Origin of the sequence: Methylothermaceae bacteria B42 (assembly GCA_001566965.1) — a bacterium.
Lineage (GTDB): Bacteria > Pseudomonadota > Gammaproteobacteria > Methylococcales > Methylothermaceae > Methylohalobius.
The window spans coordinates 456,748-476,534 of the sequence record LSNW01000032.1 but is presented as its reverse complement, the minus strand read 5'-3'; the positions used below and the strand labels follow the sequence as shown (position 1 = coordinate 476,534).

The 19,787-nt window shown below is 55.3% G+C and carries 15 protein-coding genes and 1 pseudogene; 1 reads left to right on the top strand and 15 read right to left on the bottom strand.

Annotated elements, in window-relative coordinates; translation table 11 throughout:
- Nucleotides 1-69 precede the first annotated feature (69 nt).
- The 15 genes and pseudogenes from AXA67_13385 to AXA67_13315 form a co-directional block, all read right to left on the bottom strand.
- Nucleotides 70-1,443, bottom strand: a complete 1,374-nt coding sequence (locus tag AXA67_13385) for a Fis family transcriptional regulator (GenBank protein KXJ40026.1) — start codon at nt 1,441-1,443, stop codon at nt 70-72.
- Complete coding sequence (locus tag AXA67_13380) at nt 1,425-2,822, bottom strand: hypothetical protein (protein ID KXJ40025.1); 1,398 nt, start codon at nt 2,820-2,822, stop codon at nt 1,425-1,427. Before AXA67_13380 ends, AXA67_13385 begins: the two co-directional genes overlap by 19 nt.
- Nucleotides 2,823-2,987: 165 nt before the next feature.
- Entirely contained in the window at nt 2,988-3,335 is a 348-nt protein-coding gene (locus AXA67_13375; GenBank protein KXJ40024.1) for a hypothetical protein, read from the bottom strand.
- 68 nt (nt 3,336-3,403) lie between these two features.
- Entirely contained in the window at nt 3,404-3,745 is a 342-nt protein-coding gene (locus AXA67_13370) for an alkylphosphonate utilization protein (protein KXJ40023.1), read from the bottom strand.
- A gap of 22 nt (nt 3,746-3,767) precedes the next feature.
- Nucleotides 3,768-4,466 carry a hypothetical protein gene (locus tag AXA67_13365; GenBank protein ID KXJ40022.1) on the bottom strand — a complete coding sequence of 233 codons (699 nt, stop codon included), beginning with the start codon at nt 4,464-4,466 and terminating at the stop codon, nt 3,768-3,770.
- Nucleotides 4,463-4,987: a hydrogenase gene (locus AXA67_13360; GenBank protein KXJ40021.1), complete on the bottom strand. Its 525-nt coding sequence runs from the start codon at nt 4,985-4,987 to the stop codon at nt 4,463-4,465. Before AXA67_13360 ends, AXA67_13365 begins: the two co-directional genes overlap by 4 nt.
- A 121-nt stretch (nt 4,988-5,108) precedes the next feature.
- Nucleotides 5,109-6,677 (bottom strand): hydrogenase, encoded by a 1,569-nt coding sequence (locus tag AXA67_13355; protein ID KXJ40020.1) that lies wholly within the window; start codon nt 6,675-6,677, stop codon nt 5,109-5,111.
- Nucleotides 6,674-8,140, bottom strand: coding sequence for a hydrogenase 4 subunit F (locus AXA67_13350; GenBank protein ID KXJ40019.1), 1,467 nt, complete (start codon nt 8,138-8,140; stop codon nt 6,674-6,676). The genes AXA67_13355 and AXA67_13350 overlap by 4 nt, the downstream gene beginning before the upstream one ends.
- A complete protein-coding gene (locus tag AXA67_13345; GenBank protein KXJ40018.1) occupies nt 8,137-8,820 on the bottom strand; it encodes a formate hydrogenlyase in 684 nt (227 codons plus the stop codon). Before AXA67_13345 ends, AXA67_13350 begins: the two co-directional genes overlap by 4 nt.
- Nucleotides 8,820-9,761 (bottom strand): formate hydrogenlyase, encoded by a 942-nt coding sequence (locus AXA67_13340; GenBank protein KXJ40017.1) that lies wholly within the window; start codon nt 9,759-9,761, stop codon nt 8,820-8,822. The genes AXA67_13345 and AXA67_13340 overlap by 1 nt, the downstream gene beginning before the upstream one ends.
- The gene (locus AXA67_13335) at nt 9,761-11,785 is read right to left on the bottom strand and encodes a hydantoin racemase (protein KXJ40193.1); all 2,025 of its coding nucleotides are present in this window, start codon (nt 11,783-11,785) and stop codon (nt 9,761-9,763) included. The genes AXA67_13340 and AXA67_13335 overlap by 1 nt, the downstream gene beginning before the upstream one ends.
- 455 nt (nt 11,786-12,240) lie before the next feature.
- Nucleotides 12,241-13,854, bottom strand: a pseudogene (locus tag AXA67_13330) (sulfate transporter).
- Nucleotides 13,855-14,211: 357 nt separating this feature from the next.
- On the bottom strand, nt 14,212-15,333 hold the full coding sequence (locus tag AXA67_13325; protein KXJ40016.1) for a cytochrome d ubiquinol oxidase subunit 2: 1,122 nt from the start codon (nt 15,331-15,333) through the stop codon (nt 14,212-14,214).
- An 11-nt stretch (nt 15,334-15,344) separates the two neighbouring features.
- Nucleotides 15,345-16,883 carry a cytochrome d terminal oxidase subunit 1 gene (locus AXA67_13320; GenBank protein ID KXJ40015.1) on the bottom strand — a complete coding sequence of 513 codons (1,539 nt, stop codon included), beginning with the start codon at nt 16,881-16,883 and terminating at the stop codon, nt 15,345-15,347.
- Between the two features lie 128 nt (nt 16,884-17,011).
- The gene (locus tag AXA67_13315) at nt 17,012-18,265 is read right to left on the bottom strand and encodes a pyridine nucleotide-disulfide oxidoreductase (protein KXJ40014.1); all 1,254 of its coding nucleotides are present in this window, start codon (nt 18,263-18,265) and stop codon (nt 17,012-17,014) included.
- Between the two features lie 364 nt (nt 18,266-18,629).
- Here AXA67_13315 and AXA67_13310 point away from each other — a divergent pair, with 364 nt between their 5' ends.
- Nucleotides 18,630-19,760: a hypothetical protein gene (locus AXA67_13310; GenBank protein ID KXJ40013.1), complete on the top strand. Its 1,131-nt coding sequence runs from the start codon at nt 18,630-18,632 to the stop codon at nt 19,758-19,760.
- Nucleotides 19,761-19,787: the final 27 nt, after the last annotated feature.

The following is a 19,787-nucleotide window of genomic DNA, read 5'->3' as shown; positions in this document are numbered from 1 at the left end:
CAGGGGGGCCTGCTTCCGGTATGAGTGAGTAGTTATTCGTTGGTTTCGATAGGAAGTTGGAAATTGCGGTCAGATTGAGATTTTGTGTTTTTGGATCCGGTAGCGCAGGGTTTCTCGGCTGGCCTTGAGCAGTCTGGCGGCGGCGGTAACATTGCCTTCCGTGCGGGCAAGGGCGGTTTCGATGATTTTCCGCTCCATCTCTTCCAGCGACAGAGTGCCATCCAAGGGTAAGGCGATGGTGTTACTGTTTGTCTCGAAAGAGATATGCTGCCCTGGCAATTGGATCCACTGGCAGGGGAACAATTCATCTTCCGCCAATAGTACACAGCGTTCGATCAAATTGCGCAGTTCCCTGATATTGCCGGGCCAGTGATAACTTTCAAATTGTTCCCACCCGGCTTCCGGAATGATTTTGACCCGTCTGTCCGCCTTGGTATTGAATTCTGAGACAAACAAATGAACGAGTGCTTTGAGATCTTCCTTGCGGGCGCGCAGAGGCGGCATTTCCACTAAAAAGACGCTCAAACGGTGATAGAGATCGCCGCGAAACAAACCTTCTTTCACCATTTCTTCCAAATTCCGGTTGCTGGCGGCGATGATCTGTACATCCACCTGAATTTCCCGCTCGCCGCCCAGGCGCCGGAAACGCTTGTCCTCCACGGCCTTAAGCAGCTTGGCTTGGATGCCGAGATCCAGTTCACCGATTTCGTCCAAAAACAGCGTGCCGCCATCGGCTTGTTCCAACAGGCCGTGATGACGTCCCTTGGCCCCTGTGAATGCGCCGGCCTCATAACCGAACAATTCCGCTTCCACCATATCTTTGGGCAGAGCGGCACAGTTGAGTTCCACCCAAGGACCTTGGGAGCGGGGGCCGCTGGAATGAAGCACCCGCGCCGCCAGCCCTTTGCCGGTGCCCGTTTTACCCAGGATAACCAGAGAAGAAAAGGGTATTTGTGCCAAGCGGCCAAGGAGCTGTCGCAAGCGGGAAACCTGGGGGCTTTCACCCACGAATACCTCGGGGCTGAACCGGTTGTGCCGCTGGCTGGTTTCGAAAGCCAAACGGCGTTGCGCCTGAGCACTGCGGGCGGCCGACTCCAGAATGAGCTGAAGCCGGTCCGGGCCACAGGGTTTCTCCAGGAATTCATAGGCCCCCAATCGCAACGCCCGCACTGAATCCGGCACGCTGCCGTAGCCGGTGAGGAATATCCATTCGCAACCGGGTTGCCGTCCACCCATTTTTTCAAGAAAATCCAGGACACTGCCATCGGGCAAATTCATGTCGGAAAGCACGACCAGGGGTTCGATTTCCTTTTTTTGGTAAAAGTTGCGCGCTTCTTCCAGGTTCTTGGCCAGCCAGACTTCCCAGCCGAGATGACGGTAGCGGCGGGCCAATTCTTCACCCAGGAGAATTTCGTCCTCGATGATTAACAAGGAGTTGCGCATGGGATCTCCAAGATAATATGAGCGCCTCGCGGCTGCCGCTCGCCCAAGAGGATTCGACCGTCAAGGCTGGTGACAAAGCGTTTGACCATCAGCAATCCCAGGCCGGTGCCGCCGTCTTTGCCAGTGGTGAAGGGGCGGATGCCGTGGGAAAGCAGATCCTTGGGGAAACCGGGGCCGTCATCGCTGACCTCCAGCCGTAGCATGTTGTCCTTGGCCTGGGCAGTGATCCAGATATTGCCCTTTTGTTTGCCCAATGCCTGAACGGCATTGAGAATCAGATTAATCAGGGATTGACGCAGGGTGGTTTCTGGCAAGTGTACCCGCAAGGGGCCGGCATTTCGATAATGAAGCTGGATATTGCCGGGAATCTGGTATTGTAACAGCGCCAAGATTTCCTCAATGACCCGGTCCAGATCAATTTCCCGCAACGGCTCCGGTTGGTGGCGGGCTTGGTCGAGTAGCTGGTTGAGGTGGCGGCTGAGCCGTTCCATTTCGGCGATGATGAGGTCGAAGCGTTGGCGTACTTCGGGATTGGTATTTTCCGAACGCAGATTGTGCAGCGCCATTTGAATGCCAGCCAGGGGATTGCGTAATTCATGGGCGACCCCGGCGGCCACTTCGCCCACCGCGGCCAGCCGCTCCGCCCGCGCCAGCGTCCGGCTTTGCGCCAGTAAAGTTGCGGCGGCGCTGCGGACTTGGGATTCAAGGGAACGTGTGCGTTCTTGACGGGCTTTTTCCAAGGCTGCCAGACGGGTCACCATATAGTTATAGTTATCCAGAAGTGGGCGCCAGGGGGGGCCGGTATCCTCCGCCATAATGGGTTCGAAGCGGCCTTCAGCCAGTTGTAGCAACAAGCCGTTCATTTTACGCAAGGGCGTCAGCAACCAATAGCGGGTCAGGATGCCTCCCAGAATCAGCAGCAACAATAGGGCAGTCAACCCGCCCAAGGCGGCCTTCAATTCCAATTCGGTATCGGCAACCACTTGAGTGAGCATGTTTTGTTCCCGGAGATTTTCTTTTTCCAACAGGTGTTGAAGTTGCTGGTAGGCCAATGTCAATTGGCCGGGTTGAGATTGATGGAGCAGGTTCAAAATGGACTCTATGTCGGTTCGTAAGTCCTGGGTGGCTAGGGTTTTCAGTTGCTTCTCAAGCAGAGATGGCAAGGCGGGGCCGGGAGTTGCCGGCAATGTTTTTTGGAGCTGGTAATTGACGGTCTGGAGACGGTTGACCTGGCTAACCGTGGTTTCGATCCGGTGAATCCGCGCCAGATTTCTCCAGGTCAAGAGGATGAAGGCCACCAGCACCAAAACGAGAAGCAGGCTCAAGCCTACTGCGGTAATGATGACGGGCCGGTAGAGGAGGGGGTGAAGCGCTTTCATTGTCCCTTTACGGTGGAAACGATAAATCTGTCGGTATTAAATCGCTGAAGTGATCCGTGGCATTTTCTGGCATTGTCCACCGCGGTAAAGAGTGCGCTATTCCGTCAAACGATAAGGTTTTAGTGTGATAAGTGCCGGTGAATCAATGGGGCTATCTATTTTATCTTAGATTGAGGGGGAGCGCTTTGAAAGCAGGCTTTTCCACAAGGCGTAGGACAAGGACAGGGTGATGTAAAGGGAAATCAAATCGAACGGCAATAATAACTCTGAGCCGAAGGTGAACATAATAATTACGGTCCAGGCGCTGGCGTACAAAAGGCTAATCAGGCGTATCAGCCGGACCAAAAGACGGGTTTCGGTAAAACGATCACCACGGTGGTAAATGTCGTAGGCCAGATGGAGCAGAATGATACCCGTTATGACGTCGCACCAAAGAATGATGGTAGGCGAATCCGTCCAGCCGAAATAGAGGAGAACGCTCCAGATCACAGTATAGGCTACCCCACCGGCCATGATCAGCCGGTACCAAAGGGTTTGCCGGAAAGGTGGTCGAAGCGCTTTCTGTTTCACCTGTCGTTTTTTTAAGCCTTTTTCACAAACTCGGATTTCAGCTTCATTGCCCCGATGCCGGGGATTTTGCAGTCGATGTTATGATCCCCTTCCACCAAGCGGATGTTTTTGACCTTGGTGCCCACTTTGACCACCGCTGAGGAGCCTTTGACTTTAAGATCCTTGATGATGGTGACGCTGTCCCCATCCTTCAAAATATTGCCGTGGGCGTCAGTGACGGTGAAAGTGTCTTCCGCGGTTTCTTGTGGGCTGTCTTTACCCCATTCGTGGGCGCATTCGGGGCAAACGTAGAGATGGCCGTCTTCGTAGGTATATTCAGAATTGCAGTGGGGACAGGGAGGGAAGGTGCTCAATGGGATGCCTCTTGATCGTTGTTCAAAAATGGAAACCGATATTGACAAAAAGAATGTGATGGAGCAAATGATTTTTCGAAGTGCCCTTGCGGACGAACTGGTTCATATAGCCCAGGGTGAGCTTGGTTTTGTCCACCAGCGGCAGGGAAAATCCGGCGAAAGCCCGGTTTTCGGTAAAACCGTCGCTGCGCCAGGCGCTGGAATTGAGATACCACATGACTTCGTCGTTCAACAGAAAGTCCACCTTTGGCAGGCCGGGCAAGGGATGGCTCCATTGCACCAGTTCGCGGATGCGAACCCCCATGTTGTTGGAGTGGAGCTTATCGTTGACCCGCTGTTCCAGGCGGGTGCGCGTCGTCCACCGGCCCCAGTCAGAGGTTTTGGAACGCCAGCCGATCTCTTCGTAGGCGCGGTTTTCGTTGAAGCGGTCGAGCCAATCCCGGGTGTAACCCAGCCCCACGTGGAGTTGATCGTTGAAATGGTAATTGAATTGAATGAACAGCAGGTTTTCCTTCAGATCGCGGTGATGGTCTCCCAGGCGGGCTTGATTCAGAAAACTCCAACTGAAGTTCTTCAGCAGGGGGGACAGGGCCCCAAAACCGCCCTGCGCGGATAATCCGTACCATCCCAGAAAATCCTTTTGGGTAGCCAGCGCGTTACTGGCAAAAAGTATTCCTCCCAGTAGCAGAGACAACCCTTTCCAAGGGATTGATTGCTTCATGATTTTCTCCTTTTCCCGATGGCTTCAAGGATGCCGGCGAGTAAAACGCTCGGTGGCGGCGGGCAGCCGGGGATTTTGACATCCACGGGGATGACATTGTCCACGGCCCCGCAACTGGCGTAGGAAACGCCGAATTCCCCGCCGCATACCGCGCAGTCGCCACAGGCGATCACCCACTTGGGATCGGGGGTGGCTTCGTAAGTGCGCAGCAAGGCGGTCTCCATATGGCGTGACACGGGACCTGTCACCAGCAGCATATCGGCATGACGGGGCGAGGCAACGAAATGAACGCCAAAGCGCTCCACATCGTAATATACATTGTTCAGGGCGTGAATTTCCAATTCGCAGCCATTGCACGAACCGGTGTCCACTTCGCGGATAGCCAGGCTGCCGGCGAAATCCTTGTTCACCAACCGTTTGACTTCCGCTCCCAAGTGTTCCACCTCGGGATCGCGGGCTATTTTACGTACTGGCTCGGTTTTGATGCCGGTTTTGAGCATTTTGACATATAAGCGCCACATGTTCGTCTATCTCTCTTGTGATTTGATTTTAATCCCCAGGTTGCCGGATGCGGCGCTGACGTACCTTATCCGACCTAGTTCATGCATCCCGGATATGCACAGCGCATCCGGCGAATCCTCGTCAAAGATCCACGCCGGAATAGGAACCGTTGACCGATTTATTGCACACCGGAAAGTCCGGCACGATATTTTCCAGCACGATCCGTTCCAACGCCGGCCAGTTGAGCCAACTGGGATCTCGGGGAAAATAACGCGCTACCTTACCTTGCGCGCCAAAGCGGACGTAAGCAATTGTCTCGCCTCGCCAGCCCTCGACGATGCCTACCCCTTCGGCGCCATCTTCCGGCGTGGGGAACGGGGCCTGAATTTCTCCCGCCGGCAGCCTTCCCTGCAGGAGTCGCAACAGCCGCATGGCCACGCGGATTTCCTTGTAGCGTATCCAAAAGCGGGAAGCGACATCGCCTTCTTCTTCCACCGGCGCTTTGACTGTGAATTGGTCATAAGGCGGGTAGGGGGCGTGACGGCGAACGTCGTAATCTTGGCCACTGGAACGGCCCACATAGCCAAGGCAGCCTATGGTACCGGCGGTTTCCTTGGATAAAACGCCGGTGGTGTAAATCCGGTCGCCCAGGGAAGTGTTGCGGTCGATGATAGTCAACAATTCGTCCAGTTCCTTGCCGAGCCGGGTGAGTTCCCCATCAAGCCGGGTGACGGCATCGGCATTCAAGTCCATGGCGACACCGCCGGGGACGATCCGGTCCATAAGCAGGCGATGGCCGAAAATATCTCGGTTGCTGCGCAGCAGGTTTTCACGCAGGCGGGCGAATTGATAGTGGGCAAAGGTGAAAGCCACATCGTTGCAAATGGCGCCCATGTCCCCCAAATGGTTGGCAATGCGTTCGCGCTCGGCCAGGATGGCTCTTAGATAGGCGGCGCGTGGTGGAATGTCCATGCCCGCCGCCCGTTCCATCGCTTGGCAGGCGGCCCAGGCGTGGCCCACCGTGGTATCCCCCGACACCCGGCCGGCCAGGCGGGCCAACCCTGCTGGATCTCGTTCCTCGGCAATTTTTTCAATCCCTTTGTGAACATAGCCCAGACGTTCTTCCAGGTTTAAAACCGTTTCCCCCACCGCTTGAAAACGAAAATGTCCCGGTTCAATAATCCCGGCGTGGACCGGTCCCACAGGTATTTCGTAAACGCTGGCTCCCTGGGCCTTGACGAAGGGATAATCCTTGTCGGCCGGCGTCGTTTCCCCGGGGGTGGCATCGGCGGGGAAGGCTTGACGCAGAGGAAATTGATCTTTGTCCCAGGCTTGATGACGGGTCCAGCGCCGGGGATCGGGATGATCGGTAAAGGCCACGCCCAACATATCCTGAGTGTGGCGTTCGCTGCGGTCGGCAGCCGGAAAGTAACGCGCCTGGGAGGGCAGCTCCGGTTGCTCCGCCGGCACTTCGGTGCGCAGCAGAAGATAGTTGCCGCCCTGTTCAAACAAGGCGTTCAAACGGATGTGCTCGCCTAGATCCTCGCCCCACCCGGCGCTCCAACGGAGTTGTTGCTTGTGGGCCAGTTCGGCGGCCATGCCCCAGGTAGCAGGGGGAATTTGCCAAACGGTTACTGGTGACAACGAGGTCTGGGTGTAGTCGATATCCGCCCAAGTCAGGGCGTTGCTGTAAGCGGTCCATTGTGTCATTGCGGCATTCCTCCACTGATCAATTGGGCGGCGTGATCAAACCAGTCCGCCAGGACACCGGGAATCATCAACCCGAGTAACAGTACCAGCGCCAGATGGACAAAGACCGGCGCCATATTGGCCTGAACCGGATTCTGGCCTTGGGGTTGCTTGCCGAAGACGATGGGGTGCAGGTGGCGGAACAGTCCGCCGAAGGCAATCGCCAGCCCCAGCAGGAGCGGCAGGGTCAACCAGGGATAGGATTCCATGGTCGCCACGAGTACCAGAAATTCGCTCACGAATACGCCAAAGGGTGGAAATCCGGCTATCGCCAGGGTGCCCACCAGCAGGCCCCAGCCCACCTGGGGTTGGGTGGCTATCAGGCCGCGGATTTTATCCATCCGCTGGGTGCCGGCGATTTGGGCGGCGTGGCCGACGGTGACGAAGATCGCCGATTTGGTCAGGGAATGCACCGTCATGTGCATCAGCGCCGCGAATGTGGCCAGCGGCGTGCCGATGCCAAAGGCAAAGGTCATGGTGCCCATGTGTTCGATCGATGAATAGCTGAATAGGCGTTTGATATCCCGCTGGCGGTGAAGGAACAAGACCGCCACCAAAAACGACAGCAGGCCGAATCCCATCATCAGAAATCCGGGCAGGTTGCCCGGTACCGCTTGGGTGACAATCATCTTGCTGCGGACGATGGCATACAAGGCATCGTTGAGCAGCAGACCGGAAAGAATCGCCGACATGGGAGTCGGGCCTTCGGAATGGGCGTCAGGCAGCCAACTGTGCATCGGCACCAAGCCCACCTTGGTGCCATAGCCCACCAGCAAGAATACGAAGGCGATTTTCATGACCGTGGGATCGAATTCCGCGGCGTGGACGTAAAGCGTGGTCCATTCCAGGGCTTCGTCGCCGGTGCCGAGCACCTGGGAAGCGGCGAAGTAAAGCAAAATCGTGCCAAACAGCGCTTGCGCGATGCCAACGCCGCAGAGAATGAAGTATTTCCAGGCCGCTTCCACCGATTCTGGGGTACGGTACAAACTGACCAGCAATACGGTGGCCAGGGTAGCGCCTTCCATCGCCACCCACATGATCCCCATGTTGTTGGTCACCAGAATCAAGTACATCGCCAGCATGAAGCCCTGGTACATGGCGTAATAGAGACGCAATCGCCTTGGGGTAAGGCGGCCGATCTTGCGCTCGTGCTCCATGTAAGGGCCGGAAAAGATGCCTGTGGTCAATCCCACCAGGGCCGTGAGAGCAATCAGGTAAACGTTGAAGGCATCCACCAGCCAAAAGCGGTCATCGGAAATCAAGGTGCCGGCCCGGAGCACAGTCAGCGCTAAAAGGATTGAGATAATTAATGTGGCTGCATTGAGCCAGTTATTCACCCGTCCTGCCCAGGGGCGGTCACCCACCCACGCCAGCACGCCCATGCCAAGGAAGGGAATGATTAATAACAGATACAGTGCGATCATGCTTCTGGCTCCTCGGTTTCTGTCAGGCGGCTGAGACGGTCCACGTCCAGGGAATCGATGCTTTCCCGGATTTGAAAAAAGAATACCCCAAAAATCACCGCCGCCACCATGACATCAAAAGCCACCCCCAGTTCCACCACCAGCGGCATGCCGTAAGTGGCGACGACGGCGGAGAAGAACAGGGCGTTTTCCATGGCCATGAATCCCACCACGTGACTGATGGCTTGGCGGTGAGAGATCATCAACAACATGCCCAGCAATAGCGTCGCGGCGCTGGTGGCGATGATATTGCGGGTTTCCAGTTCAGACAATTGAACTACCGGCAAGGTCACGTAGTAGCTGAATACCACAATCGAGGCGGCCCCCAGCAGTAATTGCAAAGGCCGTTTGACTTCATCCTCGGCACGGTGCAGTCCCATGCGCAAGATCAACCAATGCAAGAGTAACGGTATCAAGACCGCCTTCAGGGCAAAGGTCAGCCCTGCGGAAATCAATAAATGGGGCGTATCTTGCACTAAAGCTACCAGAGCAGTGGTGGCCGCTAGCAGCAATCCCTGAAGGGCGAACAGGTTGACCAGGGTCGTGACGCGGCTTTGCGCCAGCATCACGAACGAAGTGAACAAAATTAAGGCGGCCAATAAAAATACCGCTTGTCCGTAGAGGGGTTCGAGTGCTTCCATTAGCCAACCTCCATAATCACGTGGGTGAGCATGCCCAGCAAGGCAAGTAAATAAGCGAAGCCGAGAAAGTGAGGCGCCCGGAATAGACGCATTTTGGCGAGCGCCGTTTCCGCCAGAACCAAAACCACGGCCAAGAGAATTAATTTGCCCGTAACCGCCAGCACCCCCCAGCCCAAGGCTGTCCAGGTGAAATTAACCGCCAGTCCCCAGGGCAGGAAGATATTGACCAACAGTACCGCGTAAATGGCCATGCGGATTTGCGCCGCCCATTCAATCAAAGCAAGGTGGTGGCCGCTATATTCGAGAATCATGGCCTCGTGGATCATGGTAAGTTCCAGATGGGTGGCGGGATTGTCTACCGGAATGCGCCCGGTCTCGGCAATCGCCACCAGGGCCAGGCCTAGCCCCGCGAAAACAAAGGAGGGGCGGATGGTCAGGGGTTCATGAAGCAAGGTTTCAATAGCCGCCGAAAGATTGGTGGTGGACATGGAGACCGCCAGCGTGAATATCGCCATTAGCATGGCCGGTTCCGCGAGGGAAGCGATGGTCATTTCCCGTGACGATCCCATGCCGCCAAAAGCGGTGCCGATATCCAGCCCCGCCAGGGCCTGAAAGAACCGGGCCAGACCGAAAAAACCGACCAATACAATCACGTCGGCCATCCGGGCCGTGGGCAATTGCACCGCCACCAAGGGAACGATGGCCGCCGCCAGTACCGCCACCGAAAAGATGATGTAGGGCGCCATGTGAAAAATCCACGAAGCGTTCTCCGCTACCACGGTTTCCTTCCGCAGCAACTTGGAAAGATCCCGGTAAGGCTGAAGGATGGAAGGCGCCCGGCGGTTCTGACTCCAACATTTGAGCTTCTTGATCCAGCCGGCCAGCAGGGGCGCTGCGGCGACAAACAGGGCCACTTGTATAAGATTGAGAATCCAAGCCATCAGCTAATCACCCATAACAGAAAGATTAATGTGAAAAAGGAATAGCCCAGATAGACGCGGATGTTGCCGGTCTGGATTTTCCCTACTCGGCGCACCGCCCAGTGGAGTAATTTTGCCACCGGTTCATAAAACCACAGCCATAGAAGGTCGCTGACGTGGAGATGGTAGCGGATACCCGTCACCTTGAGCTGGTCCGGGCCGGTAGTGTTTTTGTCGATATCTTCGTGAACTATCAGGGTATCGGCAAAAATACGCCGGAAGGGCATGGCGAAGGCGCTGGCGGTGTACTGCATCCGCGCATTAAGTTCCCCGAAACCGCAGTCCCAGGGATAAGCCTGGCGCTCGGGATGTTCATGGCCGGGATGCAGCCATTCGTAGCTCAAAAGCCAGGCTAGCCCCATGGCCAGCATGACCAGTAGCGCGGCGTAGGATGCATTTTCGGGAGAAACCGGCGCCAGCCAGAGCCATCCGCGGCTGGCGCTTTCCGGCAATCCCGCACCGGTCAGTTGCAGGCTGACGCCCTCCAGCAGACGAACCAAGGGTGTTGGCAGAATACCCAATAACAGGCACAGCCCCGCCAACCAGCCCATGCCAGCCAGGGCGCTGGTGGATTCGAGGCGGCGGGCCCGGTGGGCATGATGACTGCGGGGCTTGCCAAGGAAAACCACGCCGAAAACCTTGACGAAACAGGCCGCCGCCAAGCCACCCGTGAGGGCCAGCATGGCAGCGGTCACCGGCACAAAACTGCGCAGTACACCGCTATCGAGGGAAGAAACCTGCAAGGCTGCCTGATAAGTCAGCCATTCCGAAACGAAGCCATTGAAGGGGGGCAGCGCCGAGATGCTGATGCAGCCGACGAGAAACCATACCGCAGTGATTGGCATACGGTGTATCAGCCCTCCCATGTGCTCGATGTCGCTTTCATGGGTCCGTTGCAAAATCACCCCGGCGCCCAAAAACAACAAGCTTTTGAAAATGGCGTGATTGAGGGTGTGATAGAGGGCGGCAATCAGGCCAATGGCGCCCAAGGTGGGTTTGCCATCGCTATAAAACAGCAAGGCCAGTCCCAAGCCCATGAAGATGATGCCGATATTCTCCACCGAATGATAGGCGAGCAGACGCTTGAGATTGTGCTGCATCAGCGCGTAGAGGACGCCCAAAACCGCGGAGGCGGCGCCAGCCACCAGTACCGCCACGCCCCAGCCCCAGTGGAAGTGTTCCGGGCCGACCAGGTCGAAGGTAAAACGGATAAAGCCATAGACCGCGACTTTTAGCATCACGCCGCTCATCAATGCCGAGATGTGGGAAGGGGCGACCGGATGGGCTTCCGGCAGCCAGGCGTGGAGGGGAACGATCCCGGCCTTCATGCCAAAACCAGCCATGGCGAGGACGAAGGCCACCGCCGCCCACAGAGGGGTAAGTTCGGCATGGCGCATTTGCTCGAAGGTGAAGCCATCGCCAAAACCCACCAAGACGCCATAGGCGAGAATGATAAGCAAGGCGCCGATTTCGGCCATCAGCAGATAGATAAAAGCAGCGTGGCGGTTGGCGGCGTGTTCGTGGCTATAAGCCACCAGAAAATAGCTGGCTACCGACATCAGCTCCCAGGCAATCATGAAGAAAAAGGCATCGGCGGCCAACAGGACCAGCTGCATGCCAGCAATGAACAAACCCGTGGCCAGAGCCAACAGGGACAAGGGATGGGGGCCGTGTTCGTATTCCTGGACATAGTGGGGGCCGAACAGTGCCACTGCCAGTAGAACCACGCTGATGACGCAGAGAAAGAAGCCGGCCAGGGCATCCAGGTGCAGATGCCAGGCCAGCCAAGGGAGCCCCAAGGGAAGGCTGAAATCCAGCGAGACGCCGCCAATCAGGGCGGTGCCGCCGCCCAGTAACCCGGCGATGCCGGATAAACCCAACAGGCCAAAGGAAGTATGGCGCAGCAGACGGGGATGACGGTCCGCGCCCAAACCGACAAACCCCGAGGCCAGAGAAAAAATGACCGCCAACAGGGTGAAGGGCAGGGCCGCCTCCTTTCCGGCAATGAGCCAATACACAGTGATTAACAGTACCGCGCCGGCCAGGCTCATGACGAGTTGAGGCCGCTGGCGGAAAAAGGTAAAAGTGTCTTTCAGCGTTCGCCCGGCCAGATGGCCTGCGCGGTGGATGGTTTGGGTGACGAGGTTACGGATCATGAGCGTTTTTCCCTGGCAACAGGTTTACCCTCCAAACCCCTGACTTCGCAGGTTCCACTAGGACGCTCGTCGATAAATGCATTGATATAATCCAGCGGTGGTTGGGCAAAACACCAGGCGTCGGACAAATCAAAAATGATCTTTTTGTCTCTGGGCAGTTGTTCCAACTCCTGGCGAATTTCCTTGTTGAGCCGTTCCAAAAGTTTGCCGCCACCAATTTTTACAATTGTGCGGTCGCCTTCGTCTTCAATCTTTAAAAAGCCGTTCTTCAGACGTTCAGTAGCTTGCCGCCGGGCCGCCAACGGGTGTTCGGAAGCGGCTTCGTGCAGTTCCAGTCCGTGGATTTCGCAGTGCCCCCCGCGGCGCTCATAGTCTTCACAAAATTCGTGGAGGAATTCCATCACCGTGTGATCGATAAAGTCGGCGTGGGTCAGGTCGAAAATGACTGTCTTTCCTGACGGTAATTCCGCCAGAGCGGTCTTGAGGCCGAGGAAGTTGGAAAAGATAGCGGCGCCGTCAATACTGACGTGATAGGTATCGGGATCGGTTTGTTTGAGATCAAAGGAGATCTTGAACAACTGTTTGAGATTGACCCCACGGAGGACATGGAGGATGATTTTGGCGGCGATGCCGATCGCCACCCCGATGAGCAAGTCGGTGGCGAGCACGGCAATGATGGTGAGAACGAAAAGGAATAGTTGTTCCTTGCCGATCTCCCAGGTCTTGTAGAACTCCCGGGGCGAGGCCAGCTTGTAGCCGGTGAACACCAATAGCCCGGCCAGGGCCGCTTTGGGAATCTCGTGGATGATTTGCGGAAACAGGGCCACGAATACCAGCATGAACAGGCCATGAAAAAAGTTGGACCACTGGGTGCGGGCGCCGAATTGGATGTTGGCGGTGGAACGGACGATTTCCGAAATCATCGGCAAACCGCCGATGGCGCCCGAGACCGAAGTGCCGATGCCCAGACCGCGCAAGTCTTTATTGAGATCACTCTGGCGCTGCCAGGGGTCGAGCTTGTCGATGGCTGCCGCCGATAACAGGCTCTCCAGACTGGATACCAAGCAGATACTGATAACCGCAATCCAGAACGCGGCGGTGCCGATCATGGAAAAATCCGGAAAGGCGAAGCCGTCAAAAAAGCTTTGCGGAACGGGCAGGAGCTCTTGAGGACCGACTTCATAAAAGGTGGAGTGCCACGAGTATTTGTGGTGGTGCTCCAGATCGAAATACAAACTTAGAGCGAGCCCCACACCTACCACGACAATAGGGGCAGGGATGATCTGTAATAGTTTGACCTTGGGCTTGAGGATTTCCCAAACGATCAGGATTGCCAGGCTGACGAAACCGATGAGCGCGATTTCCGGGTTCATCTCCGTGAACGCATGCGGCATGGCGGCCAGGTTTTCCAGCAATTCTCCTTCCGGCTTGACATCGAGCATGACGTAGAATTGCTTGACGATGATAATGATGCCGATGGCCGCCAGCATGCCGTGCACTACCGAAGCCGGCGCCAAGGCTACGAAACGGCCGGCGCGCAGGATACCCAGCAAGACTTGCACAAGACCGGCAACGACAATCGCCGCCAGGGCGCCGTGATAACCTGCTATTGGATCCCCATGTCCCAGGCTTTCCACCGCCCCCAGGGTAACGACAATCAGTCCGGCCGCGGGTCCCGAAATGGTGATGTAGGAACCATTGATCCGGGAAACGAGCAATCCCCCCACAAAGGCGGCGATGATCCCTGCCATGGGTGGAAAGTTCGAGGCCATCGCAATTCCCAGGCATAGGGGGAGGGCGATGAGAAAAATCTGGAATCCGGCGATAAGATCTTCGCGCCAGTGTTCCTTCAAGCCGGCCAGGCCGGTTTTTGGTAGTGCAGCGGCTGTTTGGGACATGAGACTCGAACTCCTATTGCAGTGTCACTAAATATTGGTTAAGCAATTTCCATGCCATATATAAGCTTGGTTGAATTAGGGTTATAGTCGAGGATTTTGGGGGGTAACCCACGGGGTATTGGTTGAAATCCACCAGGGGAGTTGGTGGATTTCAACCAATCGCTTGCTTTTTATCCGTTATAGATTAACCTCGCCGCCACCTGCCGAAACGAGACACAATCTCATCTTCCGCCGGCTTGGCTTGAGGCGCATCCAGATTGCAGTTTAATTCCAGCCACATGGCGTTGAGAATTGCGAAAGAACATGCAAAACCGACACCCAAAGCCCACGCGAAATACCACATCGTTGTTCCTCCTTTCATGAATGGGTTTCTAGATTTTCCGCCGTGATTTGTCCCCAAAGGACCCGATAAACCCACCCGGTATAGACAATGACGATGGGCATGAATATCAAGGTAAAGGCAAATACCAATTTCAAGGTAAATGAACTAGAGGCGGCATCCCATACCGTCAAGCTACTGTTTGGATCTATGGATGAAGGCAGCAGAAAAGGAAACAAGGCAAGGCCGACAGTCAGCAAAATGGCCGCCAGAGCTGCGCCACTGGTCCAAAATGCCAGAGCTGGGATGAATTGGCGGGCGAAGGCCGCCGCCATCAATGTGCCGCCCATGGCAGTCACTGGCGCCAGTAACATCCAGGGGTGGTGGAGAAAGTTGGCAAGCCACCCGGCGCTGACTGGTTGAACCTGTTTTTCCAACGGTGACAAGGTGTTGGCTGGATCAGGCATGGCGGTGATGGCATAGCCATCGATGGCAAACAGGCTGAGGGTCGCTATCACCATGCCAGCAACCGCCACCAAAGCGCCAACAGTGGCGGCGGTTCTGGCTCTAAAACAAATGCTCCCCAAAGTCCGACACTGGAGAAAATTGGCGCCATGGAGTACCAACAGCGCGGTAGTAATCACTCCGCACAGTAAAGCAAACGGATGCAGCAGATCAAAGAAGCCACCTTCATAAGTCATCCGCAAATCTTGGTCAAAGCGGAATGGCAGCCCCAGGAGGATATTGCCAATGACGACGCCAAGCAGCAGGGCAGGCAATAGCCCGCCGGCGAATAGCGCCCAATCCCAGAAACGCCGCCAAGCTGGCACTGTGAGTTTATCCCGGAAATCGAAGCCGGCTGGGCGCAACAACAGGGAAAACAGCAGCGCCATAATAGCCAGGTAAGGCCCGGAAAACAGCGCGCCATAGACCAGCGGCCAGACCGCGAACAAGATTCCCCCCAGCGTCACCAGCCAAACCTGATTACCTTCCCAGGTGCCCATTACCGTCGCAATAATGGTGCGGCGCTCGGTGTCGTACTTTCCAAGAATAGGCAGCAACATGGCAATACCTAGATCAAAGCCGACGGTGAGGGCAAATCCGATCATGTAAAAACCAACGATTAACCACCAGATCACTTTCAGAGTATCGTAATCCATCGTTTATTCTCCTATGCGGTTGCTGTTGCAGAGGCTTCCGGTCCTTGTCGGATAGTGCGGATCATCAGAAACATCTCCACTACCAACAGAATTGAATAGAAGGCCGCGAAAGCGCTTATGGTGAGGAGCACATCACCGTGCTGGAGATTGGAGGCACTTAAGAATGTAGGTAATATGCCACTGATGGTCCAGGGTTGGCGGCCGTATTCAGCCACGAACCACCCTAGTTCGGAAGCGATCCAAGGCAAGGGGATGCCATAGAAGGCCAGTTTCAGCAGCCAGCGTTGCTGACCAGCCACGCGCCGGGCGCAATAGTAGAATGCGGCGGCGAAAATAAATAACATGGCAAAGCCAGCAAACACCATGCCGCGGAATGTCCAGAACAAGGGTGCTACTTTGGGAATACTGTCATGGGCCGCCTGTTCGATTTCTTTTTCGCTGGCGTTGAGGATATCATCACGATAACGTTTCAATAATAGGGCGTAGCCCAGGTCTTCGTGATAAGTGGCCAACAACTGGCGGGCAGTATTGTCCTCCGGCTTGCGGCGTAAATCTTCCAATGCTTGATAGGCAATCAGTCCATTTTCTATCCGCTGCCTGGCTCGTTTGCGTAGATCTTTGATCCCCAGCACTTCCTCATCCACCGAACGGGTGGCAATCAGGCCTAGCACATAGGGAATCTTGATGGCAAAACGGGTAGTCTCGGCCTGATCATCAGGCAAGCCCACCAGGGTGAAGGCTGCCGGTGGTTCTTCGGTTTCCCACTCGGCTTCGATGGCCGCCAGCTTGACCTTTTGGGTTTCCCCGGCGTTATAGCCACTTTCGTCTCCCAGCACGATAACCGAAAGTACGGAAGCCAGGCCAAAGCTCGCGGCAATGGCAAACGAGCGCCGAGCTATGGCCAGATGCTTGCCCTTGAGCAGGTACCAAGCGCTGATGCCCAGTATGAACATGGCGCCAGTGGTGTATCCTGCCGCCACGGTATGGACAAATTTGACCTGGGCCACTGGATTGAAGAATACCTCAGGGAAACTGGCCAACTCCATGCGCAGGGTATCGAAATTGAATTCGGCCCCCACGGGGTGTTGCATCCAGCCGTTGGCGATGAGAATCCATAGCGCCGACAGGCTGCCGCCAATGGCCAGTAGCCAGGTCACCACCAGATGTTGAAGTTTGCTGAGGCGTTCCCAGCCGAGGAAGAATAGGCCGACGAAGGTGGACTCCAAAAAGAAGGCGATCAGTCCCTCGGCCGCCAGTAGCGGGCCAAACACGTCGCCGACGTAATGGGAATAGTAAGCCCAGTTACTGCCAAACTGGAATTCCAGTGGCAGGCCGGTAGTCACGCCCAATGCGTAATTGATACCGAATAACTTTCCCCAGAACTTGGTCATCTCTTTGTAAGCCGGAATGCCGGTCATGACATAGACCGACTCCATGATGGCCAGCAGAAAGCTCAGCCCCAACGTCAACGGTACGAACAAAAAGTGGTACAAGGCAGTGATAGCGAACTGCAAGCGGGATAGCTCGACGACACTATCGGTCATGACCATGGTGTACCTCCTCCAAGAATGGCGCCTTGATCTGGGGCGGTTGGACCTGCCGAAAACAACAGGCCCAAATACCCCAGAAAAACAAGGCTTTGAATATTAAAACCAGAATAATTTCGGACAATAGCCGGTTAGACTGGCGCATGGTCGCTGCCGAGATCCCTTGGCAAAGGTTTAGGCCATTGACGGCCTTTTACCAGGCCTTGCCAATACACCAGAGGCAGAACGTAGCGCTTGAGCAAATACATGCTTAGGCGCTCCTTACCCTGGTCGAAGGGAAAAGTCTCACGCACCTTGCCGCCATAAATAAATTCGGCCAGAATGGTGCGGCCATAGCCGGTGACGAGCGGACAGGAGCCATAACCATCGTACTTGGCCTTGGGTTCCCCGCCGCCCATGACAGTGGCGAGATTGCGCGCCACCACCGGCGCTTGCGAGCGTACCGCGGCGGCAGTCTTGGAGTTGGGCGTACCAGCGCAGTCACCTAGAGCAAAAACATTGGGATAGCGGTTGTGCTGTAGCGTGTATTGGTCCACATCCACCCAACCGGCGCTGTTGGCAAGAGCGCTGTTACGGATAAAATCGGGGGCGCTCTGGGGTGGGGTGACATGGATAAGGTCGTATTTTTCCACCACTGTCTCGCCGGTGTCCAAGTTTTCGAACACCGCTTCGCGGGATTCAGGACGGATCGCCACCAGATTGTGACGGAAGCGGGTTTCGATATTGCGGGGTTTGATGACTTGGTTCATCAAAGCGTCCGCATATTTCTTGACACCAAAAATGCCCGGTGTGGTAGTGTAAAATTTCACCACGGATTTATCGCGAATGCCCTTGCGGCGGAAGTAATCTTCGGCCAGATAGGCGATTTTTTGGGGCGCGCCTGGACATTTGATGGGCATAGGCGGCATGGTGAACAAAGCGGAGCCCCCTTTGAAATGACGGATCATTTCAAAGGTGTGATGGACGGTGTCGTAGCTGTAATTGCTGCAAATCCCGTATTGGCCAATGATTGCTTTATTGAGACCTTCGATTTTGTTCCAGTCGAGCTTGAGCCCGGCGGCTACGACAAGCCAGTCGTAACTGATTTTTTCTCCGGCAGCGGTTTCCACCAAACGGGCGTCGGGATCTACCGCCACGACGCGATCTTTGATTAACACAGCCTCTTTTGGCAACAATGCCGACATGGGCTTGCGGGTGCGCCTTTTAGAGGCGATTCCCGCGCCTACCAAAGTCCACATGGGCTGATAATAGTGATATTCGGCAGGTTCGACGACTGCCACATCATCACATTTCAGTTGGTTGATTAGCCGATGGGCCATGCCTGCGCCGGCGGCGCCACCGCCAATAATTAATACGGAATGATGACGACTATATTTTTGAGTCATAACGTTAACCTCCTTCTGGAAAAGGTGATTTAAATAATCCATGCTTTTTTCCGGTGTTCAGGCTGAGTATTCGTTGATGCCGGCAACGACAAGGGCGGATTTGGAAAATCCAGGCGCCAAATCGCCAGCTCGAAAACTACCCAACGCCAAACTCCCTGCGGTTTTTTTACCGCTCAGCAATGTCGATGGAACCGTTAAAATCATGATTAGTCGTGGTTGAAAATAAATTTCCGACCGAACTAGTCAGATTTTTCGAAATTGTAGTATTGATATATGTATATAACAATATCGAATTTTCATAAGGCGGGTATCAAATATTCATAAATGGAATATCTATATGTAAAAAGATAATGGGTGAGGCGACATGCGAATAGCGATCTATCTTTACGGATTGACCGGTGGCGGGGCGACTCGCCGAACTTTGGCATTGGCGGCAGGATTCGCGGAACAAGGGTTGGAAGTGGATCTGTTGCTGGTTGCCGCGGAAGGTCCTTTGGCAAATAGCTGTCCCGAGGATATCCGTCCACGGGTTTTGGAATTGCCCCGTGCGAAATTTTTTTTCCGCACCCGCCGCCGTCAATTAATGGGAGCCGTACCCGGCTTGATTCGGTATTTGCAATCCGAGCGGCCGGATGTGCTTTTGTCGGCGGCCAATCATGCCCATCTGAGTGCGCTGTGGGCAGCCAAATTAGCGAAGGGTAAAGTGCCGGTAGTGCTGAGGGTAAGTAACCACTTGACCGAATCACACCGGCGCTCACAGGAAAATATCCGCTTACGGATTGCCCGCTGGTGTTATGGCTGGGCTGATGCCGCCATTGGCGTCTCGGAAGGGATCTCCCAGGATTTGCGGAGGCATATCAAGTCTTTGGGGGATAGAGTGGTTACCGTCAATAATCCAACATTCACGCCGGAAATCGAAACATTAGCCAATATTCCCGTGCCGGAAGATTGCGCCTGGATTTTTGATCAAGGGCGTCCGGTGGTTCTTGGCGCGGGACGGTTAACGCCACAAAAGGACTTTCCTACTTTAATAAAGGCATTTGCCCGGCTTCGACAACAACTACCCGCGCTCTTGGTAATTTTGGGAGAGGGCAAACAACGCCGGTCGCTAGTGCAATTAAGTAAGCAGTTGGGCATTGCCGAAGATGTGGTTTTCCCGGGTTTTATGCACAACCCTTATGCCTGGATGGCAAGCGCCGATCTGTTTGTGTTATCTTCCGCCTGGGAAGGGTCGCCAGGGGTGCTGATAGAAGCCATGGCTTGCGGTTGCCCCATTGTCAGCACCCGTTGTCCCAGTGGGCCGGAAGAAATCCTTGCCAATGGACGTTATGGGGCGCTAGTGCCCGTAGGAGATGAGGAGGCTTTGGCCGAGGCCATGCTGAGTACTTTGACTTCGCCGCCACAGGCAGATCTCCTCAAGCAGAGAGCCAGAGAATATTCGCTTCCGGCGGCAGTGGCAGGTTATCTAAAGGTTTTTTCGCAATTTGCAAAATAAACGAGCCTGGCCGGCATGCATTGCGGA

Bases quoted from the DNA above. Each gene is read 5' to 3' on its own strand.
- AXA67_13385 (KXJ40026.1), bottom strand. From the start codon at position 1,443: ATGCGCAACTCCTTGTTAATCATCGAGGACGAAATTCTCCTGGGTGAA.
- AXA67_13380 (KXJ40025.1), bottom strand. From the start codon at position 2,822: ATGAAAGCGCTTCACCCCCTCCTCTACCGGCCCGTCATCATTACCGCA.
- AXA67_13375 (KXJ40024.1), bottom strand. From the start codon at position 3,335: ATGGCCGGTGGGGTAGCCTATACTGTGATCTGGAGCGTTCTCCTCTAT.
- AXA67_13365 (KXJ40022.1), bottom strand. From the start codon at position 4,466: ATGAAGCAATCAATCCCTTGGAAAGGGTTGTCTCTGCTACTGGGAGGA.
- AXA67_13360 (KXJ40021.1), bottom strand. From the start codon at position 4,987: ATGTGGCGCTTATATGTCAAAATGCTCAAAACCGGCATCAAAACCGAG.
- AXA67_13355 (KXJ40020.1), bottom strand. From the start codon at position 6,677: ATGACACAATGGACCGCTTACAGCAACGCCCTGACTTGGGCGGATATC.
- AXA67_13350 (KXJ40019.1), bottom strand. From the start codon at position 8,140: ATGATCGCACTGTATCTGTTATTAATCATTCCCTTCCTTGGCATGGGC.
- AXA67_13345 (KXJ40018.1), bottom strand. From the start codon at position 8,820: ATGGAAGCACTCGAACCCCTCTACGGACAAGCGGTATTTTTATTGGCC.
- AXA67_13340 (KXJ40017.1), bottom strand. From the start codon at position 9,761: ATGGCTTGGATTCTCAATCTTATACAAGTGGCCCTGTTTGTCGCCGCA.
- AXA67_13325 (KXJ40016.1), bottom strand. From the start codon at position 15,333: ATGGATTACGATACTCTGAAAGTGATCTGGTGGTTAATCGTTGGTTTT.
- AXA67_13320 (KXJ40015.1), bottom strand. From the start codon at position 16,883: ATGGTCATGACCGATAGTGTCGTCGAGCTATCCCGCTTGCAGTTCGCT.
- AXA67_13315 (KXJ40014.1), bottom strand. From the start codon at position 18,265: ATGACTCAAAAATATAGTCGTCATCATTCCGTATTAATTATTGGCGGT.
- AXA67_13310 (KXJ40013.1), top strand. From the start codon at position 18,630: ATGCGAATAGCGATCTATCTTTACGGATTGACCGGTGGCGGGGCGACT.